The organism is Leptospira vanthielii serovar Holland str. Waz Holland = ATCC 700522, from assembly GCF_000332455.1.
In the GTDB taxonomy this organism is placed as follows: Bacteria; Spirochaetota; Leptospiria; order Leptospirales; family Leptospiraceae; genus Leptospira_A; species Leptospira_A vanthielii.
In genome coordinates this window covers 24,208-49,486 of record NZ_AOGY02000051.1, presented here as the reverse complement: position 1 = coordinate 49,486, position 25,279 = coordinate 24,208, and the positions used below count along the sequence as shown (strand labels likewise).

Genomic DNA, 25,279 nt, shown 5'->3' with positions numbered 1-25,279 from the left:
CCTTCTTCTTTGCTTTACAAGGAAATTTTATGGAAAAACATATCATTATGAACCCATCCTTGACTGAAATCCCATCCACAGAGAGTCCCGTCCAACTCGGAAAGGTTTACGTGGAGACCTATGGGTGCCAAATGAATGAATACGATTCTGGGATCGTCAAGGAACTCTTTCGGAAAGAGAATTATGAGGCTGCCGAGTCTGTCGAAGACTGTGATATTATTTTTCTCAATACCTGTGCGGTAAGAGAAAATGCTCATGCGAAAATTTACGGTAGATTACAGTCCCTTGGTTATTTAAAGAAAAAAAATCCAAACCTAGTCATTGGTGTTCTCGGATGTATGGCACAAAATTTAGGGGACGATTTGTTCCATCAGGAACTCCCTCTAGACCTCATTGTCGGACCCGACAATTACAGAACGTTACCAGAACTCATTCAAAAAATTAGGGCAGGGGAACGTGATGTCCAACTAACACGTCTTTCTCGTACTGAAACCTATGATGAATTGGAACCAAAGGTAGTTAATGGAATCCAAGCCTTTGTTACTATTATGCGTGGTTGCAATAATTTTTGTACTTTCTGTGTTGTTCCCTATACAAGAGGTAGGGAAAGAAGCCGGGAGCCTGGTTCCATTGTCGCTGAAATTCTTCAATTAGAAGAAATGGGTGTAAAACAAATCACACTTCTCGGCCAAAACGTAAATAGTTATCTGTTTGAAAATACTGACTTTTGTTCCTTAGTCGAAAAGATACTTGCAGAAACGTCAATTGAGAGAGTTCGCTTTACAAGCCCTCATCCAAAAGATTTTCCAGACCACCTAATTTCACTTATGGCAAAAGAGGATCGTTTTTCTTCTCAGATCCACATGCCGCTGCAAGCAGGAAGTTCCAAAGTACTTCGGGATATGAAACGTAGTTATACCAAAGAAGAGTATTTGGATTTAGTGGCTAGTATCCAAAGCCGAATTCCTGATATTGGAATCACTTCTGATATCATTGTTGGTTTTCCTGGAGAAACAGAGGAAGAGTTTCAAGAGACATTAGAAGTTGTAAAAAAAGTGAAATTTGACATGTCTTACATGTTTAAATATTCGGAGCGAGAAGGTACAATCGCAAAACGAAAGTTTATTGACGATGTACCTGAAGAAACCAAAAGCAAACGACTCATTGAACTGGTTGAGCTGCAAACCAAAATTTCCCACGAAAAAAATCAAACAAAAATTGGAAAAGAGTTTTCCGTACTGATCGAAAACACATCCAGAAAATCCAAACTTGAGTTATGCGGTCGCTCTCATTGTGGAAGAATGATTGTATTTCCTATCCCTGAAGGTTTATCTAAGGATCCATCTGATTGGATTGGAAAAACCGTAAATGTAATCGTTGAATCGGCTACTAGTGCGACTTTAAAAGGAAAACTCGTTGGCTAAACCAGTTGACTTACGAACTGTCAGAGTCTTCTCAAAAGATGACTTGCCACCAGGTTTTATGGTGGATACAGATCGTTTGGGGAAGTGGAAACGGTTTAAACCTTCCATTCTTAGAATTTATATATTAAAAGAAATTCTAAGTCCCTTTCTTGTTGCACTTTCTTTTTTTACTATGATTTACATGGCTGTTGCCATTCAAAAGATGATTGGTCTTTTCGTTGGTAAGGGAGTGGACTTCTTCCGTTTACTCGACTACATGGGTTACGTATTCGGAAATACTTTGCCAATGACAATTCCTATGGCTTGCCTCATGTCAGGGATTATGGCTGCCGGTCGTTTGTCTGGTGATTCTGAGATTACTGCAATGCGTGCGTCTGGAGTATCTTTTCCTTACATCTATTCCAATTTTCTTGTCTTTGGGTTTCTAATGACCCTCATTGTAGGTTATTTGAACTTTTACTTAGGACCAGAAAATACTCGTAAGATGAAGGACTTTGATAATTGGATTGCAACCTATAACCCTCTACTCGCAATCCAACCAGGTCAGTTCTCTGGCGATAAAACTCAGGATTTTTTCTCTGAAAAAGGAAGGACAATGTATTCCGGTGGTATTGATACGGACGGAAATTTAAGTAACGTTCAAATTCGTGAATGGTCTATATCTGCGGATGGAAATGACTTTATTATGGTAAATAATTTAGCAGTCCCTATGGGTGGGTCTCGCATGTTACAAATCATCAATGCCAAAGAAGGTCTGTTAGTTGAGAAAAAAAACTTATCAGGGGAATATGAAAAGTCAGTCAGACTCCGCAAAGGTTATGTAATCGAATGGGATCCCGAAACCAATGCGATAGGTATTACTAATTTTATGGATGGTGAGATGGATTACAACACTCCCGCCAAAAAAGATACAAAAACAATGAGTATCAATGTAAAACCAGATACCTTTTCATTACCAATGTTATTTGAAATTCGTAATGCGATTGAATCGGAAGGACTCGAAAACATTCCAGGTTTAGAAATTTTGAAAGAATACGGACTTTCCATTAAAGGTGTGGGAGGTTTAAAACAAATGGTAGAACAATTTAAATATGAATTACTCATGGGTGCAAGTTCTGGGAACCAGGAGGATATGGCACAAAAATTTGCGCTTTTTACTCAACTGTCTGAACTTCTAAACGAGTCGAAAAAAACACTTACCGGATTTAATGTAGAAATTCATAAACGTTTTGCGACTCCAATATCTTGCCAAATCTTTTTCTTTCTCTCTTTCCCTCTTGGTCTTGTTGTAAAACGTTCTGGAAAAGGAATGAGTTTTACGTTGGCTGTTATCTTCCTTTTAATCTATTATACATTTTTCATTTTTGGATCTGGTATTTCTTATAAGGAGAATGTTCCTGATTGGGTAGGGCCATGGTCGGCTAATATTGTGATTGCTACACTTTCCATCTATATAATGATTTCACGCACTGATGCCAAATTGCCTGATTCCATTCGGAATCGACTGGGATTTTACTTCCGGTTTCGGGACCAGTGGGAAGAGCGCATCGAACTGATAAAAAATCGCTTCAGAAAAGGCAAATGATACAAAATTTGCTAGAAAATTCCACTTACTACAGTCCTATAGAATCAGTAGTTTAGTACAGGAGATCTGGTTTGAAAACTTCTTACATTTGGAATATTTCTAAAGGACGCCCCTTTCCGGTAGAACTTTGGAAACATTCAAAGATCAAAGTTCAAGTCAACCAAATGCAATTGGACGAGTTGGATCGTATTTCGATCACTCCGAATGACATTCACATTCTGTTCCTCCAGGTATCGATTGCAGAATGGAAACAAATCCAGTCAACCATCGTATCGTCTTTTGAGGCGAATCCTTTTGTGTCTTTGATTTTAATTTCCTCGGAAGATGGAGTAAGTCAAATTCAAGATATCGTTCAAGGTCATTCCAAATATTTAGTTTTGGAAAATCCTCTTCATGTAAGAGAACTAAGGATGATTTTAGACCGAACTATCCAATCAGAATCTTACAAAGCCGCCGCTTTAGATATTGGTAATTCGTGTTTAGAAAATGTCGGTTTTTTCGAAGGTGTGTTTTCTTTAGCACACCAGGAATACGAAGAATCGAAAAAAGAAAATGAAGCATTACGTTCTATTTTAAAATACGAAGAACTGGTCAAACGATCTCAAGCTGGTATTAGCACAGCTTTGGAAAAAGTAAATGATATGAAAAACCAGGAGTTGATTGAACTTCACGAACGTGTGAAAGCAAGCCAACAATTGGACGAACTTCGAGAAAAAGAGCTTAAACAGGCCTTGGAATTACAGAAAGCAACGGAACAGGTGTTAAATTACTCTCGTATTGAAGAGATGAATTTAGATAAAATTTTAAGAGCTCAAGATCGTCTTTTTGAATACACCGAACAAGAGATTAAGGAACTGGTTGAAGAAAATCGGTCACTAAAAAAGAAACTTGGTTTGATTTAAAAATCCTTCCCCACCTTTTCTTCTATGCTCGCGTATTCTTTAGAATCGCGACCATAGTGAATTTCTGCAAATCGTAAAAGATGTTTTTTCTTTAACTCTTTGAATTCATAATAAAGTTCTTGGTTTTTTGAACGGATTGCTGTTTGTTCCATCTTTTCATAGGATAGGGCAAGGAGTCTATGCGGTTCTGCTTCCGCTTCATTTTTAGAAGAAAGATCCATATACCGGTGTGTAAAATCAATAACCTGTAGATAATTTTTAAAGGCTTCTTGGTGTTTGATGTAATCTCTATAAATTCCAGACTTTAAATCAAGGTATGGGGCACTTTCCTTTACCTTGGGATTTTCAATTTTATCTAAAAGATTCATACCTTTTACTAAACGTGCCACAGTCTGTGAGCGTAGGTCGAAGATTTGTTTTTGAAATTCCTTTTCTTTGTTTTCTTTTCGGATTTGTTTTTGCCATTCGTATCTATCTTCATAGTAGATTTCTTTTTTAGAATCCTCTCTACGTTTTTCGATATTCTTTCTTCCTGACTCAAAATAATCTATAGCAGTTGCATATTCTTTGTTCGCATCCTGCCAACGTTTCTGGGAGTTCTTTTCATCCACTAAATTGAGAATGTCAATTGTATCCAATCGTTCAGAACTATTTCCCCAAGGAGATCCTGATTCTGGTGTTGTGGGAAGGATGGATTCCACCCGATTTTCTTTAGCAGACGCCTGATTTGTATCTTTGGAACTGAGGGACAAAGAACCTAGGAAAATCAAAGAAATCCATAAAAATAGGATGGGAAATTTCATTTACAGGGAAACTTTCCTTGAATCCTAGATATTGGCAAGAACTATCATTCTATGGTACTAATTCAAAGAAAAATGGAGATCACTAAAAAGATCGTTCTCATTGCACATGATAATAGAAAAGAAGATTTATTAGATTGGGTAAAATACAATAAAGGCACCTTAAGCAAACACCATCTTTCGGCAACAGGAACCACAGGAAAATTGATTCATGAACAAATAGGACTTCCTGTATTTCGGTTCATCTCTGGACCTCTCGGTGGAGACCAGCAGATTGGATCCAAAATCGTTGAGGATGGAATTGATTTTATGGTTTTTTTCTGGGATCCTCTCTCAGCTCAGCCGCATGATCCAGATGTAAAAGCGCTCCTCCGAATTGCAGTATTGTATAATATTCCAATGGCTTGTAATCGTTCTAGTGCTGATTTTTTAATCTCTTCCCCTCTAATGGAAACAGAATACAATCGCCAATTGATTGATTACGGATCACGAATACCTGCAAAGAATTAATTTTGCTTTTACTCTGAAGTGTTTTGCAGTGAGCGCATGTCGTTTACGGAACATAAAATAAAGGATCGGGAAAAGAAAGAAACGTGAGATAGGCCAAAGATAGTAGTCTATTTGAATTTCATCAGAAAGAATACTGGAATTACTTCCTTCAAACCCATCCAAAAATCGATGTGTGTGTAGGAATTTGCGAAAGGGACCTTTTTCCTGGTTATCTTGGAAAAAGTTATTTTTACTATAGGCAATATGTTTTGCAATCCAGGTTAGTTTCCAAAAGGGCAAAATGGAAATCTTCAAGACCACTTCTTCTCCTACATGTATGGATTTTGGGGCTTTTACGATTTCTATACCGTTTGCTCCAGCAACTAAAGTTTCAAAGCCGATTGGATCCTTGTGGAATTGAAACAAAACTTCCTTTTTGATGGGAAAACTGGATCTGTAAATGAATGTATTCATAATGATTAGAAGGTAATGATTTCAAAATGATTTGGTTTCCCTTTAAAAAAAAGAAACAGATGTTAAGAATCTCCGAAGATGCCAAAGAACGAATTGATGCTGAGTCAAAGAAACTAGGGAAAACTCAGGTTTTGGTCCTAACTTTGGAACACAATCAGAAAGGAGTAGGATCTGTTTTAGTTGAATTTGCGGACAAAACTAGTTCTGATTCTGGTTTGGTGCGCTTGCAGGAGGCAGGTACCAAGAACGTCCTTTCTTTGGGAGAACTTAGGTTCGATTCCGGTAATTTTTATTTTTACCCAAATATAGATTTGGAATGGGAAAAAACACCAAGGCCAGAAATCCACAAAGTCATTTCTAACTATACATTTACCAAAGAACCCATTTATTTAGAAGCTAAAGATTTTCTTCGTTTGCGTCCAGTTTTATCGCGTTGTTTTCAGAGAGAAGGAGTTCTTTCGATTTATCTAGAAGGAAATATTTGCCAATTAGAAATTCCAAACCTAACTAAAGAGAAAGAAGAGAAAATTTCCGAGGATCTTCTTACTTATCTGTCTTCTCTGTACGAGAGTCCTTGGGCAGAATGACATCGTCTCCTGTTGCGAGTTCCTTTTCCCATCCACGGACACTTGGTTTCACAGAAGAAATCGATTTGCCAAGTTCAGTAATTTCACCTTGAAATAAGATTTTTCCTTTTCTCTGGAATTCTAATTTTGAATCTTTCTTTAATCCATCATCTTTCCCAAGAGAAACAATCACTTCATCTTTTTTGACTTTTAAAATCTTCCCTTCTTTGGGCAGTAAGTCTTTGATACGTTCTGCGATGCGGTGTATGACAGTAGGTAGACTATCTCGGCCTCGTTGGTTGGTCGACCAAGTGGCAATATCCCTCAAACTATCTCTGTCATAAACGGATACATCAAGACGAATGTCTCCGTCTTTGATTTGATACCTTCCGTGGACAATATAACGAATCTTAGATGCATTTTTTCTTTTTACATCTAGAAGGTGAAGGTTATCAATTGTAAATGGAAGGGTTTGCGAAAAAGGATGGTAATTAGATTCTTTGAGTAAAGTTCGTATATGTTTTAACTCATCACCATCTACAACTCTTACAGCTTGTATCTGCTTTAAATTGTATCGAAAAGCCTCAGCCAAAAGTCTTCCCGCTTGTAGGTGATAGGGGAACGCCAAACTGGATTCCAGGTCAAAAACATATACTTCCGGACTGAAACGGACTGTATTTTCCTGGATCGCATTGGGATCTATTTGGAGATAACCTTCTCTGAATTCTATCGATTCTTTTAGATTTTTGATAGAAAACTCCAGTTTGTTTTGAAGTTTGAAAGAATTTGGATCTTCTTCTCTAAGACGAAGTAATAAATTCGTATATTTTACTGCTTCTCCCGTTTGGTTATAAAATTCTAATAATTCCTTCCGAATAACCGGCGTTTGTGGACTAAGGTCTTTTGATCGTTTCAAATGGAATAAGGAACTTTTATGGTACAACGAGTGTTTTTCTGAATAAAAACGATCTCTTCTATAATCTCCCAATTCTCTTCGTAATTTGGATTCTTCCTTTTCGAAGGCAATCGTATATTCTTCCGCTTCAAAACGCAAAATTTCGTCTAAGTCATCTAATTGCAATGCTCTACGGTAGTGGTAAGTGGCAAATTTTGTTTCTCCAAGTTCCCATGCCAAATTTGCTTCCAAACTATGGTAAAGTTGGTTTTCTGGAAATTCTCTGGCTAGTTCGTAGATGGTTCGGAAGGCACGTTTTTTAATTTCTTTGTCAGCAGTTTGATTTGCGAGAATAATATCATGGTATACAGAAAAGAATCTCGCCTTTTCTCCTTTTGGATCTAAGTTAATGGAATTTTGTAGTGCCTCCTCTACAAGAGAAAGAACCGACTTCAATTGATTGGGATAAAAATAGTTTTGGTATAAAAGCACTTTCGCTTTAAATGCAAATCCATCAGCATCGTTAGGTTCTTTTTTTGTATAAGAATCGATTGCAATATAAGAGTTATTATAATTTTGCTTAGTAAAATAAAGCTCAGCTAACATTAACAATAAATCAGCCGGCTCATCAAGTCGATTAGCCAATGTTTTGATTTTATAAATGGCGGAATCTAACTTTCCTTGTTTCTGTAAGGATTTTGCTTCAGTAATTCGTAAACCAGTATGGTTCGGAAATTCAACGAGCAATGGGTCAATCAACTTAGCTATTGCGGCAAAATCAGAATCACGTAAATAGATTTCAGATAAACCTATAATCCCAAGAATATGTTTTGGTTCTCTTTCTAGGATTTCAAGATAGAACTTTTTACTTTCTCGGAAGGCACCTAATCGAAAGCTACAATCCGCAACTCCTAACTTAGCATCGATTGAGTTGCCATTTTTTTGAAGGGCAGACTGATAAAGCTGAATTGCCTTTCTACAATTGTTTTCCGATTGATACCGTTTTCCATCTGTAATATCTTCTAAAGTAGTAGTCTCTGCGTATAATAAAGAAACTGATATCAATAGACCAGTTACAAACAGGAATAAAATTTTCAAATTAACGAGGTTCTGGAACAAAGTATCCTCCTTCATCACGACCTTTGACTCCTCTGTGTTCCACGCCAATTGCTAACTTGATATAACGATTAATCAGTTCAGGATTCGTATCTGTCTTATAGGAAAGAATGTAGCGATAGTCTGTATGAGATTTTAATTTTTTATATAATTCCCTTTCTTCTCCTTCACCATCGAGTATTATGTAGCGCCCATTTGTTGGACCAGTCATATCAGACCAGGTTTCTTCAAGTGTTGGATTAGGATTCACCGTCAAAATATAGATAGGAATTGAATGTGCTTTGGCAAAGGCAACAATACGTGACTTTTGGTACTGGTAAAAACTATCTTCTCTACTTTCTCCAGAAACCAAATAAACCAGTGCCTTCGGACCCGTCTCTAAGGATAATTTTTGTAAGGCGGCAATGCTTGCTTTTCCAAAATTAAATTTTTCTTCCGATACATTATCTCTAATTTTAGCTAGGATTTCACGTAAAGATACTGTTTCCGAAAGAATCAAATTGCTATCCTTCCCGGCACGGTAGAGAGATATTTTATCTGTATCTCGAAGGGAACGAAAAAAAGGAAAAAGTCCATCTTCCAGCGATAATTTAGCCTTTTTCAAACCATCACTGTTCTCGTATACAATAGCAACTGTAAGTTTGTCGTTTAGTTTATTTTTATTTGCTAACGAAAAGAGAGGTGTCATATTGTCGTTTTCAAAAATCCGAAAACTCAACCGGTCAATTCCTACGATTTCTTTACCGGCACGGTTACGAACCCGGGTATAAATATGGATGTCTGGAAATCCAGAGGTATCAATGGATTCAATTTTTAAATCTAAGTTAGAGAGTAGGTGGTTTTTTTGAGAAAATATATCAATTCGGTGTTTTCCGAAATCAACAAAATATAAACTGCCTGTTGAATCCATATTTGTCGAAAAAGGGCGAAACAAAACTCGATACACTCCCTTTTTGTCACGAAATTTACTTAGTTGTTTCCACTCACCATTTAACAGAGAATAGGTCCAGATTCCAGTGATTTCGTCTGTTAAATAAATTTGATTCTCTAGAATACGAACACTTCTTGGTTTTTTCCACTCTGGTTTTTCGATTGTGCTTAATGTATTACCATCACCATCAAAAATAACCACACGAAGATTCTCTTTATCCACAACGTAAATTTTTCCTTCATGGACTGTGAGGCCCGAAGGATTCCCCAATTGGGAATTTCCAGAACCTTGAAACTCTAAAACAAATTTTCCATTGGCATTGAATTTCTGAATCCTGGCATTTCCGGAATCAGCGACAAAAAGATTTCCACTGGGATCAATAGAAAGAGAAGAGGGTCCTCGAAATTGCCCTTGTCCTTTTCCTGAACCACCAAGTGAGGAAATAAAACTTCCTGATAGGTCAAAAAGTAATACTTCATCTCGTGCAAAATCGGCAACGTAGATTTTCTGGTTGTAATAGGCTAAAGAAACCGGACGTTCCAGCTTTCTTGTGATTCCCCCGCGCCAGTTCGAAAGTGCAGATCCTGCGGCATTGAATTTAATGATATTGGAAGTATCAAAACCTGCAACATAGAAGTTTCCATCTTCGTCAAAGGTAATGTCCACTGGATTACGAAACCGGTAACCACGAATGGAATCTCCTTCAATGGTTTTGAAATAAAATTTTTCTTTATCGGTAACACCACCAGCGATGGCTAAACGAAGTGCTTCTATTTTATTGATGATTAAAAGATCGTTTTTTGCTTTGGAAGCAAGAATTTCTAACTCGTCTAATGCTTCTTCCCACTCACCTAACAGATAGTAATTGTTTGCAAGTTCCAACCTTGCCAAGTGAAAATCTTTTTTTAAATTCACGGCTTTTTGAAAACGTTCCTTGGCCGCAGAATATTCTCTTAAATTTTTATAGGTCAGGCCTCGTTTGAATTCTTCCTTGGCATTCTCTTCCCCCAAGGAAAAGTTGGGAAAGTCCAGAGGGAAAATTTGTGTGCTCACCAATAGAAAGAAAAACGATAAGTATTTTCTCAAAGACACGTCCCTCCAACCCCAATCTAATGGGACATAATCTGTAAGTCAACCCATTCCTTAGGATTCGGATTGTGGTTTTCTCTTTATTCTCGACAGAATCTTAAATTTAGACAGCATGGAACCCAAGTTATGTCTCCCGAACTCATAGAAAGAGAAGTCCGCCGCCGAAAGACCTTTGCCATCATTGCTCACCCTGATGCGGGGAAAACCACACTCACTGAAAAACTCCTTCTTTACGGAGGTGCGATTCAACTTGCCGGCGCGGTTAAGGCCAAAAAGGAAGGGAAGTCGGCAACCTCTGATTGGATGGCAATGGAAAAGGAGAGGGGGATTTCGATCACTTCGGCTGCCCTACAGTTTGAATACAAAAATAGCATCTTAAATCTTTTGGACACCCCTGGTCACGAGGACTTCTCAGAGGACACATACAGAACCCTTATGGCGGCAGATACAGCCGTGATGGTGTTGGATGCTGGTAAAGGGGTCGAACCCCAAACCATCAAACTTTTCCGCGTTTGTCGAGACCGTGGAATTCCCATCATTACTTTTATCAACAAAATGGACAGACCGACTAAGGACCTGTATGCACTTTTGGATGAAATTGAAAAGGTTCTTGGAATCAAAGCTGTACCTGATGTATGGCCACTCGGAACCGGTTTTGATTTTAAAGGGGTTTATGACCTTCGCGACCAACAACTGTATTTGTTTGATCGAACTCCTGGTGGAAAACAAAAGGCAGTCTTTCGTATGGCAGGTCCCAATGATCCGAGTCTTGATGAACAATTTGATGCAGAAATTGTGACTGCTTTTCGGGAACAGATTGATCTAGTCGAAAATGGAATTGGGAAAGTAGACAAAAATATGTTTTTACTTGGTAAAGAAACCCCGGTTTACTTTGGTTCGGCGGTAAATAATTTTGGGATCGAACTTTTTTTAAATAAATTTTTGGAATTGGCTCCTGGTCCTGACCACATTCCCCTTCGCGATGGAAACTATTTAGATCCCATCAATGCACCTTTTAGTGCTTTTGTGTTTAAAGTTCAAGCTAACATGAATAAGGCGCATCGGGACCGGATTGCCTTCCTTCGGATTTGTTCGGGTGTCTTTGAACGTGGATTAAACGTAAATCATAACCGCTTAGACAAACCAGTCAAACTTTCTTCCAGTTTTGCTTTTTTTGGCCAGGACAGAAACACTGTGGATACTGCCTATCCGGGAGATATCATCGGACTTGTAAATCCTGGAACTTATAAAATTGGGGACATCTTGTCTACAGGGAATACACCGCCTTTACGATCCCTTCCTAGTTTTGCACCAGAACTTTTTGCTACCATTTCTTGTAAGGACACCTTACAATTGAAGTCTTTTAAGAAAGGCCTCGATCAATTGGCAGAAGAGGGAATCCTTCACCTTTTCACCTCACGAACGATTGGTGGTGGTGTCCCCATCATCGGTGCTATGGGGAAACTCCAGTTTGAAGTTTTCCAACGCCGCCTCAAAGATGAATATGGTGCAGAAACTTCTATCCATATCCTTCCTTATGGAATCTCTCGTTGGGTAAAAAAAGAAGACAGGTCCAAAATCCCATCAAATGCTAATTTGGTGGAGGATTTATTTGGAAATATGGCTCTCCTTTTTGATACGGAATGGGATATGAATTATTTTCACAAGAATAATGAAGGAATAGAACTTTTAGACAATCCTCCTTTAGAAGACTAATTAGATCACTTCAATCCCGATCCAGGTGATATCATCTAAAAAGGGAATTCCTTCGCTATAGGAGCTTATCTTTAACTCTAATTCTTGTTTGATAAGGGACATGTGTTTTGCCCCCATGGAAGAAAAAAACTGGACAAGTTCATTTTCCCATAACTTTTCCTGTTTAGAATTTTCTACATCTTTTAATCCATCGGTAAAAAGATAAAATCTGTCTCCTTTTACGATGGGGAATTCTAGAATCTTTGGCTCCATACTTTGGATCATTCCAAACATTGGATTTAGTTTTTCAGGACAACTCATATCTGACTTCGATTGGTATAACATTCCTGGATGTCCTGCGTTTCCGTACTGCACAGTATTCTTATTGAAATCAAACAACAAAAAGATAAAGGGAACGAAAGCATAAGGATCTGGAAAATTTGTAGATACCCCTTCATTCATTCTACTAAGGATTCTTTCGGGATCGGATTCTGTTTTAACAATTTGATGAAACAAAACACGAAGTACAGTCATCATCATGGCTGCCTTCACACCATGACCAATGACATCTCCTATTGCAAAAATGGATCGGTTGTTTCCTAAATCAATATAGTCATAATAATCCCCACCCACTTGGATGAGTGGTTTGTATAAAACTTCATAGTCCAAATGGGGTAAAATGATAATTCGATTGGGAAGGTATTTCTTTTGTAAATCCTTCGCATATTCCATTTCCTTTTCAAATTCTTGGCGTTTTTTGGTTACGTTTTGGACAAGAACTAGAGCCCCACTAGCATATTGGTATTTTTGTTCCAAATACCAGAGTTGGTATGTAAATTCAATGAGATAAACGGAACCATCCGCCGAATAAAATTCTGATTCTTCTCGCCTAAGTTTTGTTTGGTCATTCTGGATTTTGGAAACTGATTTTAAGAAAGAACTAACCTCTTTTTCAATCCATTCCTTAATCGAAAGTTGGTCCCGATACAGTTCAGTTACCAAAAGTTTTGGTTCGATCTCGACATTTTCTAATAGTATTTTCCCTTTGGGGTCAAATAGGATAGCGGCATGGGGGAACTCTTGTAAAAGAAGTCTTAATTTTTGTTTAGATTCGATTTCTCTGAGAGTGATCACAATAGAAAATACAAAAGAGAATACAAATAGAGTAAACAATATCACAACATTCTTCTTTAACGAATCTTTTATTGTAATAAGAACCAATTCCTTTGGACTAACAATAAATAGGTGAAGGGGAAGTCCATACATGGGAAAACTAACCACAAAAAAATCCATTTCTTCTTTCCGTGTCTCATGCAGAGTCGGCAAGTTGGACCGGATTTGCAGAGAGGACTGAACATCTTTTTTCCAAAATTCTGAGACTAAAAAATCGTCCTCAATAAATCCTGAAATTCCAAAGTTCCCATCACTATTGAGGACAAAGAGTCCTTCATTGGGATCACTAAAGGGAGAGTCTAGGAGCGAATCTTCCAGAAATTTTGCGGAGTGAATAGAAATCTGTTTACCGTCAAAAACAAAAAGATAAGATTTTTCCTCTGAATCCAGTTTGCAACTCACAAGAGTTAATTCTTGTAAATCTTTTCGGTTATGGGTCAAGGGATTACAGTTTTTACTCACTCTCTCGAAGTCTGAGGGTGAAAGGATGCCGATGGTCCTTCTTTCCATAAGATCCGAATTGATTACTTCTCTGATTTGGTTTTCTAAATCAATGGCAAGGAGTTGGATTCGAATCAATTGAAACCTTTGGTTCCAGTCCAGTGCTTCTCTGTATTGCGAGTGAATCATGGATGCAACTAATAGGAAATAGGGAACAATTAGAAAAGTGACAATAGAGAGAAATAACTTAAGAAAGGACTTTGTTTTGATTACAAATAAAAAATTTCCATACAATTCCCGAAACCATCTAACATAATACACGAGTTAGTTTTCCTGGTTCGTTTGTTTGATTAGAATTCTCTTCGGAATTTCTTCATTTCCTAAGCGATCGGTGGCAGAAATTTCCACTTCCAAATCTTTAACACAAGATTTTACTAACTCATTCCAAGAATTCTTATGATCCCAAAGATACCATTTGCTCTTTGGACTAGTTCCACAAGAGCTACGAAACCGAATCACATCCACTCCCGATCCTAAGTCAAAAGATTGAAGTTTGAGATTTGTATTTGCCGATATATAAATTTTGCCCTTGTTTATATGGGTATTTGGTTCCCAAAGAAGTTCCGTGTTTGGTGGTGTATTGTCCACACTAAATTCCCAAACCTGCATAGAATCCGAAATACCAAGTTCATTGGTCACTTGGTATTCCAATCGGTAATCTCCATCCTTAGAAAAGGAAAATTCTGGAATTTCTGTCACTTTCCAGGGACCTCTATTCAAACGATAACGAACCGATGAGTTTAAGGATTCTTTGGTCACTGGTTTTACTTGGATTTTACTTTCTGTTAGATAAAAGTGACTGCTTCCATCCTTTGTGGGGATGGGAATGAGCACATCCGTTTTCATCGGTTTCTTAGATACAAACTTAGTGGTCTCTTTTGGCCTGTTTTTCCCAAAGGAATTTACTTCGAATAATTCAGTCCAAAACCCGCGCACTTGGCGTTTGGCAACAGCACGGATGCGAAAGTATTCATACCCATTGGGAATATAGAGTTGGATTTTCCCAGGGTTTGCTACCACTCGAAATGGAATTTCTAAATCAAAAGATGTCCCTTTCCATAATTCAAATTCATATTGGATGATGTCATCACGTTCTGGCTCTAAAATCAATAGAATTGTTTTTGATTCCGAAAAGATAGGGAAAGTAGTCCCAAATAAAAGAAGTATAAAGGTGAAAATCTTAAATGAAGTTTTCATTCTTCTTTGGGCTTCGGCGGATCTGGTAGAGCAAAGGGTTTTAAAGGAGGTTTACCTTTTTCCACATAAGTGGCAAATCCCGAGGCCACATTCACAGTCACATTTTGGGCACTGACAGCAACTAATCCTTCGTAACAGCTGAGAGTAGTGTTTCCAGATCCGTCAACTTCCGTAATGAAGTCAGTTCCTTTTACTTCTGATACCGCAGCATCCGTTCGTAGAAGAAACATACGTTGGTTAGACGATGGTTTTTTTTGGATGATGGAGCGAATTCTCCCTTTGCGGAGATAAAGTTCATCCGGTTCGGAGTCCGATTTTCCTTTTTCCATTATGATATGGCTATTTTCTGTGATTTCAAAGCGAGATCCAGAAAGTAAAAGGAATTGTGCTTCTGATTCCTTGAAGGTCCTCACTTCATCTTTTGTATACAGGCCTTCACCGACATTGGCCCCTGCCCAATCTGATTGTTTCTGAGAAACTTTGAGAACCTCTGTTTTTCCTGTATATCTTTGGATGTCTGCTAATGGTTTTTTCCCTAAACTTTTTGGAATCCACAACTTCATTCCAGGGATAATTAGATTGGGATTTTCTATTTGGTTGGATTTTAAGAGTTCTTTCCATTTTCTTGGATCATCCAAATAAGTTTTGGAGATGATACTTAAGGTTTGTCCTTTTTCTACAATGATGGTAATTCCATCACCTTCGGGTGGTTGGATCCTCTGTTGTTTTGATTCTGGATGAATGGGAGAAAGGAAAAAAAAGAAGATAATAGATGCGAATCGGATTTTTTGATTGAGAAGAGTTTGGATTAAAACGGGAAAGGTGGAAGTTTCCTCCCACCTTCTCAATGGAAAAATAGAAATCAGTTTGAGGAAATTCTGAAATTTCATTTTTTCCTCAAACTTAAATCTTGTTAGTCGATATTCTCGGCTACAAGTTCCGCAATGTCTTTTACTTTTACGGAATCAATTTTTTCTGCAGCTTTCACACCATCTGTAATCATCGTGATACAGAATGGGCAAGCCGTAGCGATGGTTGTTGCACCCGTATCCAAGAGTTGACCTGTACGTTTGCTATTCACACGCATACTTTCTGGATTGGATTCATCCACATGTTCTTCCATCCAATACTGCGCTCCACCCGCTCCACAACAAAGTCCTTTGGAGTGATGGTCGACAGCTTCCTCGATTTTTCCACCGGATACTTTTTTCACAACATCACGAGGGTTATCGTAATTGTTGTTATAACGACCGATGTAACAAGAGTCGTGGTAAGTGTATTTTCCGGTGTTGGCATCGTCAGCTACCTTCACATCAATTTTACCATCTTTAGAAAGTTGGTTGATGTATTCTGAGTGGTGGATGACTTCAAAGTTTCCGCCAAACTGAGGGTATTCGTTTTTGATTGTGTTGTAACAATGTGGACAAGCAGTTACGATTTTTTTGATTCCGTAACCATTAATTGTGTCTACGTTGGTTTGTGCTAAAGTTTGGTAGAGATATTCGTTACCACCGCGGCGCGCCGAATCTCCCGAACATCCTTCTTCTGTTCCAAGAATACCAAAGTTTACATCTGCTTTTTGCATGATTTTAACAAAGTCACGAGAGATCTTTTTGTTTCTTTCATCAAAAGCACCCGCACAACCTACCCAATAGAGTACGTCTACGTTTTTGTCTTCGGCTTCGGAAAGAACTTTTACATTCAAACCTTGTGCCCAGTCTGCTCTTGTATGAGCTCCCACACCCCATGGATTGGAATTGTTTTCCATGTTTGTGAAGGCTTTTTGAAGTTCTGGACTCATTTTTGATTCTGCAAGAACTAAGTGACGGCGCATTTCGATGATGGCATTCACTTGGTTGTTTCCAACAGGGCATGCTTCTACGCACGCATAACAAGTAGTACATCCCCAAAGTGCTTCTTCACTTAAACCTTCATGTGAGTTGATCACTCCGGTCTCTAAAGCAGCAACTGCTTCTGCACCTTCTTCAGGAGTTTTTCCAGCACGGGCAGCTGCCACTTCTGGCATTTTCTCTAACATTTGGTGTTTGAGTTCTACAATGATGGCTTTTGGGTTTAGAACTTTTCCTGTTCTGTTTGCTGGGCATTCCACTTGGCAACGACCGCATTCAATACAAGACATACCGTCGAGTAGGTTTGGCCAAGGAAAATCTTCCACACGGTTGGATCCCCAAACTGCATTTTCATCATCTAAGTTGAGTTTGGAAAGTTGACCTTTAGGAGTGTCTGTTGCTAGGAAGTAGTTAAAAGGAGCAAAAATTAAGTGCGCGTGTTTTGATGTAGGAACATACAACATAAACGAGAACACAGTAAGGATATGGCCCCACCACATGATTTGGAACACAATGTCCGCATTGGAATTAGCAACACCGATGGATTCCCAAAGTTTTCCAATGGCTCCATCAATCAGTCCCGCATGTGTGAAATAAGTTGCTGCAACGGTCTTTGCACCATTTCCAAGTAAGGTGGTGACCATAAGAGTGGCAATCATACTGATGACAATCGCAGAAGCGGGAGAGTGAACATCCAAACCTTTTGCTTTTTTAATCCAACGTCTCCAAGCGAAAAAACCGAGACCAGTTAAAACGAGGATGGATACATAATTGACTGCTTGTTCGTAAATATGATTCGCTGCTTCGCCAAAGAGGAAATTGGGAAGTGCAAACTTGTAAGGGTCGTCCATTACATAACCAAAAATACCGGCAACCATTTGGCTTGTTGTATGGATGGTATAGACTAGGAATCCGTAGAATACAAATGCGTGCATGATTCCGCGCACAGGTTCCCTGAAATTTTTCTTTTGGAGGACGACGTTGATCAGAAAGCTCTTTAGGCGGAATCCGATGTTAAGGTTCTTTTTTGCATCTTCATTGAAGAATGCAGGACGACCATTGAAGATCAATCCGAGCCTGTAAAGGATGGCGCGGACAAACACAACGTTTGCCACGACGAAAAAAGCTGTGAATAATAGGTGAAAGATGATTCTTCCGATATCCATTTATGTTTATGCCCTTAAGGTGTTTGGTATTTCCTAGGATTTGTATAGAAAAATGAATGTCCAGGAAAATTCGGTTTTTACAGGGATCTGTAAGCAGATTTCCTGTCCAAGTAGGTAGAGATCATGAATTTAGCTTCTTTTTCCCTTAGCCCGAGCGACCCTGCTGATTCCGTCCTTTTGGATGCAGTTCAAGGCAAACGCATTTCCCCCGAGGAGGCTCTTGTCCTCTACAAGGAAGGTGATTTCTTAAAAATCCAGATGGTGGCTCGGTACTTACGTGAAAAGGTAAGGCCCCATACAGAAGCCAGTTACACCATGTTCCGAGTTGTGAATTATACGAACTATTGTAACGTAGAATGCAGTTTTTGTTCCTTTATGGATGAAATTGGGAATGGAAAAGGTTATGTTCTCTCGAAAGAGGATATCTTACAAAAAATGGACTACGCTGTGGAAGAAGGCGCAGACCAAATGTTCCTGCAGGGGGGAGTGTATCCAGAACTACCTTTCGATTATTACTTGGATGTGATTCGCACGGTTAAATCGAAATATCCTAAGATGCACATTCGGGCCTTTTCCCCGGTAGAAATCATCAATTTAGAAACGATCACTGGAAAGCCATTAAGAGAAGTGCTTTTGATTCTGAAAGAAGCTGGGCTTGATTCGGTTCCCGGTGCTGGTGCGGAAATTTTAACCGAAAGAATGCGCCAAATCATATCTCCCAAAAAAGCCACTGTTTCGGAATGGGTACGAGCCATGGAAACTTGCCATGAAGTGGGACTTCTCGGATCAGCCAATGTTGTTTTTGGTTCGGAGGAAACAGAAGAGGAAGTAATTGAACACTTAACTGTGGTTCGTGACCTCCAGGACCGCACTGGTGGATTTTTATCCTTTATTCCTTGGACCTTCCAACCACAAACCAAACGTTTTAAAGTAAGGCCTGTTCCGACTCATGAATACCTCAAGGTTCTTGGGATCTGCCGCATCTTTTTGGATAATATCAAACACATGGAAACTTCCGTGATGGTTCTTGGAAAAGGTGTGGGGCAACTCGCTTTGTATTCGGGAGCTGATGATATTTCCTCTGTGGTAATCGAAGAAAATGTCCTTCGTTCCTTTGGACTCAAAACAGAAAAGGAAGCCAGAAAATTCTTGAAAGAAGGGGGGTTCCAACCGATCCGCAGGAATTTACTTTATGAGGAAGAATACGATTGCAACCAAGTGGGAGTGGATTGATTTTTCAGAGTCGCCCCTTTTTTTGATAAAAAAAAGATGGGGTGTTCGCCCCATCTTTCGAAATTTTACACCTTATCCGTAATGGACATAAACTGAGAATCAGTCTCAATTTCAAGTATTTAGAGATTTCGAAAACTTGTCGATCATTTTTTTACGATTCGATCAGGGTAATTCGATTTCTGCCTTCGTTTTTTGAGGTGTAGAGGGCGGTATCGATTTTGTGATAGAGTTCGTCAAAACTCGGATCGTCTTCTGCACGAAAGAGTGTGGCTCCAATCGAGACCGTCAAGGTAAGAGATTCGCCTGGTTGGTTGTGGATCGGGATTTGCAAACGTTCCAATTTTTCGCGGATGGATTCGGCAAGAACTTGTAATCCTTCTTTATCGATTGGTGAGACGAGTAAACAAAATTCATCCCCACCGATCCTTGCCGCAATGTCTGTAATCCTTGTCCTTGACTTTACCGTTTTGGCAAAAGCTTGGATGGCAAGATCCCCTTGTTTATGACCGTATTTATCGTTAATCGCTTTTAGGCGGTCTAGGTCCAAAATCACAAGTCCTATGATAAAACCTTCGCGGTTGGATCTTTTTTTATAGAGATCAAATTGTTCTAACAAATGACGCCTGTTAAAGAGCTCAGTCATTGAGTCCACTCGAGACAAATCTTCTATCTTTTGGTTGATACGAAGTAATTTTCCAACTGTGATTCGAAGTCTAGCTTTGACTCGGTATTCTTCAAATCGCCAATAGTTGATGAGAAGGTTTGCTACAAATCCGAATGCGAGTAAAAACGAAACTATGAGTACATCCTGGTAAAAAATAAAACGATCAAACCCTTGGCTTCGAGAGAAGTTCAAATGCAGAGGGATAAAAACAGCAATATATAAAGTGGATAACAGAAGGATACGAAAGGGTTCAATCCATAATAGGATGGATGCACTGGCAATAACGATAGCAGAACCAAATAAATAATAAGCATGGTTCGGTTTGTCATATACCATCATGGGAATATAGAGTAGTATGAGTCCGATAAGAACAAGACTTGTAATTCCATAGATATGTTTTTGGTATAACTTGACCCTTTTTCTACCAAAGAGATAAACAACGAAACAGATTGCAAGAGAGGAGATCCGAAAAAAAGCGATCCAGAAACTAGCTTCTTTAGTTCTCACGAGAGAATCCACAAAAAGGAGAGAGATGATAGAGGTAAATGCCGTCATCACACTGAAAATCTGTAAAGAAGATCCGATGTCAGAAATATTGGTGGAGGTGAAACTCGGGTGATAGGTTCGTAAAAACATTTTACGAAATACAAAAAAATACCTTTTGAATGTATGCCTACGCATGAGCGAACCAAAAATCAGAATACAGTAAATCTAGCATCTGTAAACCATTTACTAAATTAAAAAATGATTACCTTTCTTTGGGATTTGGCAAGAACTTCTGGGATCGTCAAACCATCACTCCCCAAAGTGCGAATTCGTTCTCCATTGGTATAAAGAACGACTGCTTTGATTCCAAAATTACCTACCATAGTAAAAATGATTTGGTCCAATCGGTCTTTTAAAATCTCCATACTCCCGCCGTAACTTATGTCTTCGGAAACAGAGATATGAAGAATTCCATTTTCCAATCGGTAATTTGGCTCCATTCGGATACGTTTGGATAAAGCAGATAGGACTCCTTTGCCCTTTTCTTCAGGGTTCGGACCTTTGGTGAGTTCTTGGAATAAAAAAGGAATGGGATCTCCCCCTGGGAATTCCCGCGAAAGTTTTACCAGTTGCGATTGGCTATTTTTTCCTGTTCCATAAAATTTCAAAAAATAAACGGATAAGTAACCCGCGTCCGCTTGCAGACGTTTGCCGGCACCAGGGAACCTGTCTTCTGGAAGAGTGATCTCAGGAATGGTATCATCAACTAATTTTTGGCGTGGTTTTGTTTTGGGGTCGGAATCAGGAAAAGTCTGTGTGAGAACTTCTTCTTCCCAATTCAAATCATCTTCCCAGTTTTCTTTGGTAAAAGGATCTGTGGGCTCTGCAAATTTTGATTTCTCTTGGGTCTTTCCTATGTTCCGAAATCCTTGTTTGGGAAAAAAATTTCCTCCCGTTTTCGGATCAAAACCCATAGACTTTTCAATAAGAACAAGTACAAGGAAAATTCCGCCAAGCAAATAGCGTAAAGATTTCCATTTGTCTTCTTGGATTTGGGGAAGTACCGCCACACTATAAATGTCGGAGGAAGAACAAAAAGAGGGTTTAAAAAAACTCTTTTAGGGTCGGTAAATCGTCAAATTTCCATTCAAAATCGGGAATTTCGCCGGGAAGGCCGTGGCCATAGGTACAAAATCCAAAAGGGCAGCCAGTCTGTCTGGCAGCTTCCCAATCGCTATGCCTGTCGCCAATCATCGCAATGGAACTCGGTTCTAAATTGTACTTACGAACATATTCAGCAAGGATTTCACCTTTGGTCTGGATTGTGTCTTGGTTGATGACAACGATTGGTTCGAAGTATTGTAAAACTCCTGCCGTGTCTAAAACCGTTTCGATATAGGCCTTTCTTCCATTGGATGCACAAGTGATGGTGTATCCCTTTTCTTTTAGATAATGGATGGTGGATCCAACTCCCGCATAAAAATCTCCACCACCGCTTCGGATGGCGTCACAGAGAAGGTCTAGAACTCTTCCAGAAATCATATCACGTTCGGATTCGGGAAGGTCAGGCAAGAGATTCGCAAAAATCGTTCGCACTGGTTTTCCAATTTCATTCATAATCTGGTCATGACTGGGTAAGGACGTGATTTTTCCCGTCTTGCTTGCAAACTCTTCGATTGCCTGCACATAGGTCTTAAAGATTATGGATTCTGAGGAAAATAAGGTCCCATCGACATCGAAGGCGACCATGCGGATTTCCCCCAGGCGGTTTTCTTGCATTACCACCAGAAAAGAATTTGGCGGTCTCTTGGCAAGTAAGGAATTGGAAGTTATGCTCGTGCAAAGCAGTTTATCAGAAGTTCTTAAGGCGCGGAGTGAGTTGTTTTCCCGGACAAATTGGACGGATCCTACCTCACAGTTGCAAAACAGAGTTAAAGGCGAAGACCTTTCAAAATACTTTGTGCTTACAGAATCGGAAGAAATAGGAATTCGTGAGACCATCCGCCTGCATGTCTCTACAACACCATATTACCTGGCGCTTTCAGACCCTTTAGATCCCAGTTGCCCGATTCGCAGGATGATTGTTCCTCGCTCGGAAGAAGCAGTCCTTTCTTCGGAAGAAAGTGCTGATCCCTTAGATGAAGAACGCCTAAGCCCTGTTCGTGGACTCACTCATATGTATCCCAATCGGGTGCTTTTATTTTCCAACCACTCTTGTAGTGTGTATTGTCGTCATTGTATGCGGGGTCGTAAGGTATCCTCCAGTGAAGAACGAATGGAAAAGGGAGATTTAGAAAAGGCCTTTGATTACATTCGTAATCACAAAGAAATTGAAGATGTTGTGATTAGTGGAGGAGATCCACTGAACTTAGCTGATTCTCGATTGGAGTGGATTTTATCGGAACTTCATTCTATTCCCCATGTAAAAATATGTAGGCTAGGGACAAGAAATCCTGTCACCTTGCCTTTTCGCATAACGGATAACTTGTGCAGAATCATAGAAACCTATAATGATGACAATCTATCCATTTTTTGTAACACTCAGTTCAATCATCCCAAAGAATGTACAAAAGAATCCAAGGAAGCCATCCTTCGGTTGTTAAAAGCCGGAGTTTCTGTGGGAAACCAATCTGTTTTATTAAAAGGAATTAATGATGAGGAAGAGGTAATGCTCAGTCTCCATAAAAAATTATTAGAGATGAGAGTCCGCGCCTATTATCTTTATGATCCAGAACTCATTCCAGGTTCCAGGGGGTTTCGAACCCCGCTTGCTCGTGGGATAGAAATTGTAGAGTATATGCGAGGAAAAATCGGAGGAATGGGAATTCCACAATTTGTAAATGATTTACCTGGAGGTGGCGGAAAGATCACCATCGCACCAAATTGGTATTTAGGATACTATCCGAAAACGCGCCAACATGCCTTCCGTTCTGCAGTCACAAAAAAAATTCATCTTTCCTTTGAACCTATTGGTTCTGATAAAGAATCTTATTATCCCGTCATTAGCGATTCTCTATGGGAGAAATTGGGATTATGAAGCGCAGTGTGGTTTTGGCCTGTGATCTTTATGATCCTAAGACTCCAGAGTTATGCCAAGAATGGGAATCAAAAGAAACGATTCTGAATATGGAAGATACCATTCGGAAACTAGGCTATGATGTTGCGGTTTTATCTCATCCAACTGAAATTGCCTCAGTTTTAACAAACATCCCACCAAACGATAGAAAAAACTGGATTGTATGGAATCTCGTCGAAGGATATCATTCTCCTAATCGAGAGGCTTACATACCTGCGTTATGCGAATATTTGGCAATCCCGCATACAGGAAGTTCGGCTTCAGTCCAAACCTTAACTCTAGATAAATACAAAACAAAATTATTTTTAAAATCTTTTGGAATTCCCACTGCGGATTCGCAGCTTATCCTAAGTCCAAACGACATTCCTAAGATTCCATTTCCCTTATTTCTAAAACCTAACGGGGAAGGTTCGAGTCTTGGCATCGGAGAAAATAATCGGATTGATCAGAACGAGGATTTTGCGCGGGTAACATCCAAACTCTTAGAAATATATCCAAGTTTACTTGCTGAAACTTATTTGTCCGATCGGGAATTAACAATCGCTGTTTTGGGTAACCAGGGCAATTACCAAGCCACCCCACCAGCCTTTGTGGACTATCCCGGTTCAGTTTATAGTGACCTTGTCAAATCCAAAGAAAGTTTTGTAGAATCATTAGACTTCCATGTACCTTCGGAGCTCTCGAATTCAATCCAGTTTTATTCCTTAAAGGTGGCAGAGCTCTTAGGGAGTTCCGGATACATTCGTTTGGATTTTAAACTAGAAAAAGAAGAGGTTTACCTTCTGGAAGTCAATGCCACTCCTGGATTTTCATCCATTTACTCCACCTTGCCCTTGTTATGGGAAAATACGGGGAGAACCTATGCTGAACTTTTAAACTATTGTTTGGAGTTGGGGTTTGAAGAATACAATCATCATTTTCGTTATCAATATGCAAAGGATCGAAACGTATGAACTTAATAGAAACTTTAAAAAAGGATGTGGAAACCCATCCTGTACTTACATCCAAGTGGTTATTAGAACGAAACATCTCTATGAGTTTTAATGACTTAATTTTATGGCTAAGCCAAGAATACTTTGTATCCATTGGTTTTGTGGATTGGTTTTTGCAAGTAGCAGCAAAAACAAGAGACCAAAATGCAAAGATCGTCCTTGTCGAAAATATATGGGGGGAATTAGGCGAAGGGAAAATTTCTGATACCCATGTTTCTATCCTTACCGAGTTTTTAACAAAATTAAACTTTGACTTTTCCAATCATATACTTCTACCTGAAACAAAAACTTATTTGGATAAAATGGAATCCATAATTGGGAAAGGGTTTTTTTATGGATTAGGAGCTTTAGGACCAGCGAATGAATACCTTCTAAAATTAGAATATTCGCAAATTGCAAATGCATATCGGAAATTAAAAACTGAAATGGACCTCCCTGAAGGGAAGTTTTTCCAAGTGAATTTGGATGCTGATGAAGGTCATAGCCAAAGGATGTTTGAACTCATTGAAGAAACAGCAACTACGGAAGAATCTAAAAACCAAGTGTTGGAAGGAAATTTACTCGCTCTTGTTGCAAGAGAGGATTTTTATACAGGACTTTCTCGTTTGGATAGAGAACGACTAACTAAAGTTTAGAACGAAATCGTTTCAAAAGATACATAGTAGCCATACCTAAAAAAGGAATGAGGGGCAAATACAAAAGAAAGGCAAAATATTTGTATTGGTCCATCTTCCAAAGGATTTGTCTAACTGCAAAAAAACCAGGGTAACGATTTCCTTCTTCAATGAACTGAACCTCTCCCGCACAGAGTTCGTTTGTCAGTTGTTTATGGATAGATTCCAGTTCCAACTTTGATAGTTTATGGTAAGAAACAAAGGTTATCTTTTCGTTTGTTTTTTCTCGAATGGATTTGGCAAGCCGCGTACAAAATCCACAGTTTCCATCATAAACTAATATAGATTTTGGAGTTTGCAT

At 39.0% G+C, this 25,279-nt stretch carries 22 protein-coding genes; 10 read left to right on the top strand and 12 right to left on the bottom strand.

All coding sequences use genetic code 11. The annotated features are described in order from the left end of the window. Positions 1–47: 47 nt before the first annotated feature. The 3 genes from miaB to LEP1GSC199_RS10890 all read left to right on the top strand — a co-directional run bounded on the left by miaB (position 48) and on the right by LEP1GSC199_RS10890 (position 3,911). Positions 48–1,424 (top strand): tRNA (N6-isopentenyl adenosine(37)-C2)-methylthiotransferase MiaB, encoded by a 1,377-nt coding sequence (miaB, locus tag LEP1GSC199_RS10900; RefSeq protein WP_039926735.1) that lies wholly within the window; start codon positions 48–50, stop codon positions 1,422–1,424. Further along, complete coding sequence (locus LEP1GSC199_RS10895) at positions 1,417–3,009, top strand: LptF/LptG family permease (protein WP_002982993.1); 1,593 nt, start codon at positions 1,417–1,419, stop codon at positions 3,007–3,009. The genes miaB and LEP1GSC199_RS10895 overlap by 8 nt, the downstream gene beginning before the upstream one ends. Before the next feature lie 71 nt (positions 3,010–3,080). Further along, positions 3,081–3,911 (top strand): hypothetical protein, encoded by an 831-nt coding sequence (locus tag LEP1GSC199_RS10890; RefSeq protein ID WP_002982696.1) that lies wholly within the window; start codon positions 3,081–3,083, stop codon positions 3,909–3,911. Here the strand turns inward: LEP1GSC199_RS10890 and LEP1GSC199_RS10885 are convergent. Beyond that, positions 3,908–4,714 (bottom strand): FcpA-related putative periplasmic flagellar protein, encoded by an 807-nt coding sequence (locus LEP1GSC199_RS10885; RefSeq protein ID WP_002982699.1) that lies wholly within the window; start codon positions 4,712–4,714, stop codon positions 3,908–3,910. The genes LEP1GSC199_RS10890 and LEP1GSC199_RS10885 overlap by 4 nt on opposite strands. A gap of 51 nt (positions 4,715–4,765) precedes the next feature. Here LEP1GSC199_RS10885 and LEP1GSC199_RS10880 point away from each other — a divergent pair, with 51 nt between their 5' ends. Next, complete coding sequence (locus LEP1GSC199_RS10880) at positions 4,766–5,221, top strand: methylglyoxal synthase (RefSeq protein WP_232227652.1); 456 nt, start codon at positions 4,766–4,768, stop codon at positions 5,219–5,221. Here LEP1GSC199_RS10880 and LEP1GSC199_RS10875 read toward each other — a convergent pair. After that, the gene (locus LEP1GSC199_RS10875; RefSeq protein ID WP_002983008.1) at positions 5,198–5,674 is read right to left on the bottom strand and encodes an SRPBCC family protein; all 477 of its coding nucleotides are present in this window, start codon (positions 5,672–5,674) and stop codon (positions 5,198–5,200) included. The two genes, LEP1GSC199_RS10880 and LEP1GSC199_RS10875, sit on opposite strands and share 24 nt — an antisense overlap. A gap of 26 nt (positions 5,675–5,700) precedes the next feature. On the opposite strand from LEP1GSC199_RS10875, the gene LEP1GSC199_RS10870 reads away from it, so the two are divergent. Next, positions 5,701–6,261: a hypothetical protein gene (locus LEP1GSC199_RS10870; RefSeq protein ID WP_002982356.1), complete on the top strand. Its 561-nt coding sequence runs from the start codon at positions 5,701–5,703 to the stop codon at positions 6,259–6,261. Here LEP1GSC199_RS10870 and LEP1GSC199_RS10865 read toward each other — a convergent pair. After that, positions 6,218–8,254 carry a tetratricopeptide repeat protein gene (locus LEP1GSC199_RS10865; RefSeq protein ID WP_002982465.1) on the bottom strand — a complete coding sequence of 679 codons (2,037 nt, stop codon included), beginning with the start codon at positions 8,252–8,254 and terminating at the stop codon, positions 6,218–6,220. The genes LEP1GSC199_RS10870 and LEP1GSC199_RS10865 overlap by 44 nt on opposite strands. Then, on the bottom strand, positions 8,235–10,268 hold the full coding sequence (locus LEP1GSC199_RS10860) for a 6-bladed beta-propeller (protein WP_002982408.1): 2,034 nt from the start codon (positions 10,266–10,268) through the stop codon (positions 8,235–8,237). The genes LEP1GSC199_RS10865 and LEP1GSC199_RS10860 overlap by 20 nt, the downstream gene beginning before the upstream one ends. A gap of 129 nt (positions 10,269–10,397) precedes the next feature. Here LEP1GSC199_RS10860 and LEP1GSC199_RS10855 point away from each other — a divergent pair, with 129 nt between their 5' ends. Further along, entirely contained in the window at positions 10,398–11,987 is a 1,590-nt protein-coding gene (locus LEP1GSC199_RS10855; RefSeq protein WP_002982353.1) for a peptide chain release factor 3, read from the top strand. Here the strand turns inward: LEP1GSC199_RS10855 and LEP1GSC199_RS10850 are convergent, their stop codons facing one another. The 4 genes from LEP1GSC199_RS10850 to LEP1GSC199_RS10835 are packed head-to-tail and all read right to left on the bottom strand — an operon-like array spanning position 11,988 to position 17,853. Beyond that, a complete protein-coding gene (locus tag LEP1GSC199_RS10850; protein WP_002982639.1) occupies positions 11,988–13,901 on the bottom strand; it encodes a SpoIIE family protein phosphatase in 1,914 nt (637 codons plus the stop codon). It abuts the gene before it with no gap. 3 nt (positions 13,902–13,904) lie between these two features. After that, complete coding sequence (locus LEP1GSC199_RS10845) at positions 13,905–14,837, bottom strand: LBF_2017 N-terminal domain-containing protein (protein ID WP_002982871.1); 933 nt, start codon at positions 14,835–14,837, stop codon at positions 13,905–13,907. Continuing rightward, the gene (locus tag LEP1GSC199_RS10840; protein ID WP_002982431.1) at positions 14,834–15,727 is read right to left on the bottom strand and encodes a FecR family protein; all 894 of its coding nucleotides are present in this window, start codon (positions 15,725–15,727) and stop codon (positions 14,834–14,836) included. Before LEP1GSC199_RS10840 ends, LEP1GSC199_RS10845 begins: the two co-directional genes overlap by 4 nt. A 23-nt stretch (positions 15,728–15,750) precedes the next feature. Beyond that, positions 15,751–17,853 carry a (Fe-S)-binding protein gene (locus LEP1GSC199_RS10835; protein WP_002982586.1) on the bottom strand — a complete coding sequence of 701 codons (2,103 nt, stop codon included), beginning with the start codon at positions 17,851–17,853 and terminating at the stop codon, positions 15,751–15,753. 123 nt (positions 17,854–17,976) lie between these two features. Between LEP1GSC199_RS10835 and mqnC the strand changes: the two genes are divergently transcribed. Then, positions 17,977–19,086: a cyclic dehypoxanthinyl futalosine synthase gene (gene mqnC / locus LEP1GSC199_RS10830; RefSeq protein ID WP_002983091.1), complete on the top strand. Its 1,110-nt coding sequence runs from the start codon at positions 17,977–17,979 to the stop codon at positions 19,084–19,086. A 151-nt stretch (positions 19,087–19,237) separates the two neighbouring features. Here the strand turns inward: mqnC and LEP1GSC199_RS10825 are convergent, their stop codons facing one another. Genes LEP1GSC199_RS10825 through LEP1GSC199_RS10815 form a run of 3 tightly spaced genes read right to left on the bottom strand, consistent with a single transcriptional unit; the run spans position 19,238 to position 21,985 of the window. Then, positions 19,238–20,431 (bottom strand): GGDEF domain-containing protein, encoded by a 1,194-nt coding sequence (locus LEP1GSC199_RS10825; protein ID WP_002982521.1) that lies wholly within the window; start codon positions 20,429–20,431, stop codon positions 19,238–19,240. A gap of 56 nt (positions 20,432–20,487) precedes the next feature. Continuing rightward, entirely contained in the window at positions 20,488–21,306 is an 819-nt protein-coding gene (locus LEP1GSC199_RS10820; protein WP_002982701.1) for a GerMN domain-containing protein, read from the bottom strand. Positions 21,307–21,340: 34 nt separating this feature from the next. Continuing rightward, complete coding sequence (locus LEP1GSC199_RS10815) at positions 21,341–21,985, bottom strand: HAD family hydrolase (protein WP_002983038.1); 645 nt, start codon at positions 21,983–21,985, stop codon at positions 21,341–21,343. 82 nt (positions 21,986–22,067) lie between these two features. Here LEP1GSC199_RS10815 and LEP1GSC199_RS10810 point away from each other — a divergent pair, with 82 nt between their 5' ends. The 3 genes from LEP1GSC199_RS10810 to LEP1GSC199_RS10800 are packed head-to-tail and all read left to right on the top strand — an operon-like array spanning position 22,068 to position 24,939. After that, positions 22,068–23,273, top strand: a complete 1,206-nt coding sequence (locus LEP1GSC199_RS10810; protein WP_039926622.1) for a KamA family radical SAM protein — start codon at positions 22,068–22,070, stop codon at positions 23,271–23,273. Beyond that, positions 23,270–24,265, top strand: a complete 996-nt coding sequence (locus tag LEP1GSC199_RS10805; RefSeq protein ID WP_002982453.1) for a D-alanine--D-alanine ligase family protein — start codon at positions 23,270–23,272, stop codon at positions 24,263–24,265. Before LEP1GSC199_RS10810 ends, LEP1GSC199_RS10805 begins: the two co-directional genes overlap by 4 nt. Continuing rightward, positions 24,262–24,939 (top strand): iron-containing redox enzyme family protein, encoded by a 678-nt coding sequence (locus LEP1GSC199_RS10800; protein ID WP_002983000.1) that lies wholly within the window; start codon positions 24,262–24,264, stop codon positions 24,937–24,939. Before LEP1GSC199_RS10805 ends, LEP1GSC199_RS10800 begins: the two co-directional genes overlap by 4 nt. On the opposite strand, the gene LEP1GSC199_RS10795 is transcribed toward LEP1GSC199_RS10800, so the two are convergent. Then, on the bottom strand, positions 24,929–25,279 hold the full coding sequence (locus LEP1GSC199_RS10795; RefSeq protein WP_002982681.1) for a DCC1-like thiol-disulfide oxidoreductase family protein: 351 nt from the start codon (positions 25,277–25,279) through the stop codon (positions 24,929–24,931). The two genes, LEP1GSC199_RS10800 and LEP1GSC199_RS10795, sit on opposite strands and share 11 nt — an antisense overlap.

Bases quoted from the DNA above. Each gene is read 5' to 3' on its own strand.
- miaB (WP_039926735.1), top strand. From the start codon at position 48: ATGAACCCATCCTTGACTGAAATCCCATCCACAGAGAGTCCCGTCCAA.
- LEP1GSC199_RS10885 (WP_002982699.1), bottom strand. From the start codon at position 4,714: ATGAAATTTCCCATCCTATTTTTATGGATTTCTTTGATTTTCCTAGGT.
- LEP1GSC199_RS10880 (WP_232227652.1), top strand. From the start codon at position 4,766: ATGGTACTAATTCAAAGAAAAATGGAGATCACTAAAAAGATCGTTCTC.
- LEP1GSC199_RS10875 (WP_002983008.1), bottom strand. From the start codon at position 5,674: ATGAATACATTCATTTACAGATCCAGTTTTCCCATCAAAAAGGAAGTT.
- LEP1GSC199_RS10870 (WP_002982356.1), top strand. From the start codon at position 5,701: ATGATTTGGTTTCCCTTTAAAAAAAAGAAACAGATGTTAAGAATCTCC.
- LEP1GSC199_RS10855 (WP_002982353.1), top strand. From the start codon at position 10,398: ATGTCTCCCGAACTCATAGAAAGAGAAGTCCGCCGCCGAAAGACCTTT.
- LEP1GSC199_RS10845 (WP_002982871.1), bottom strand. From the start codon at position 14,837: ATGAAAACTTCATTTAAGATTTTCACCTTTATACTTCTTTTATTTGGG.
- LEP1GSC199_RS10840 (WP_002982431.1), bottom strand. From the start codon at position 15,727: ATGAAATTTCAGAATTTCCTCAAACTGATTTCTATTTTTCCATTGAGA.
- LEP1GSC199_RS10835 (WP_002982586.1), bottom strand. From the start codon at position 17,853: ATGGATATCGGAAGAATCATCTTTCACCTATTATTCACAGCTTTTTTC.
- mqnC (WP_002983091.1), top strand. From the start codon at position 17,977: ATGAATTTAGCTTCTTTTTCCCTTAGCCCGAGCGACCCTGCTGATTCC.
- LEP1GSC199_RS10825 (WP_002982521.1), bottom strand. From the start codon at position 20,431: ATGCGTAGGCATACATTCAAAAGGTATTTTTTTGTATTTCGTAAAATG.
- LEP1GSC199_RS10815 (WP_002983038.1), bottom strand. From the start codon at position 21,985: ATGGTCGCCTTCGATGTCGATGGGACCTTATTTTCCTCAGAATCCATA.
- LEP1GSC199_RS10810 (WP_039926622.1), top strand. From the start codon at position 22,068: ATGCTCGTGCAAAGCAGTTTATCAGAAGTTCTTAAGGCGCGGAGTGAG.
- LEP1GSC199_RS10805 (WP_002982453.1), top strand. From the start codon at position 23,270: ATGAAGCGCAGTGTGGTTTTGGCCTGTGATCTTTATGATCCTAAGACT.
- LEP1GSC199_RS10800 (WP_002983000.1), top strand. From the start codon at position 24,262: ATGAACTTAATAGAAACTTTAAAAAAGGATGTGGAAACCCATCCTGTA.
- LEP1GSC199_RS10795 (WP_002982681.1), bottom strand. From the start codon at position 25,279: ATGCAAACTCCAAAATCTATATTAGTTTATGATGGAAACTGTGGATTT.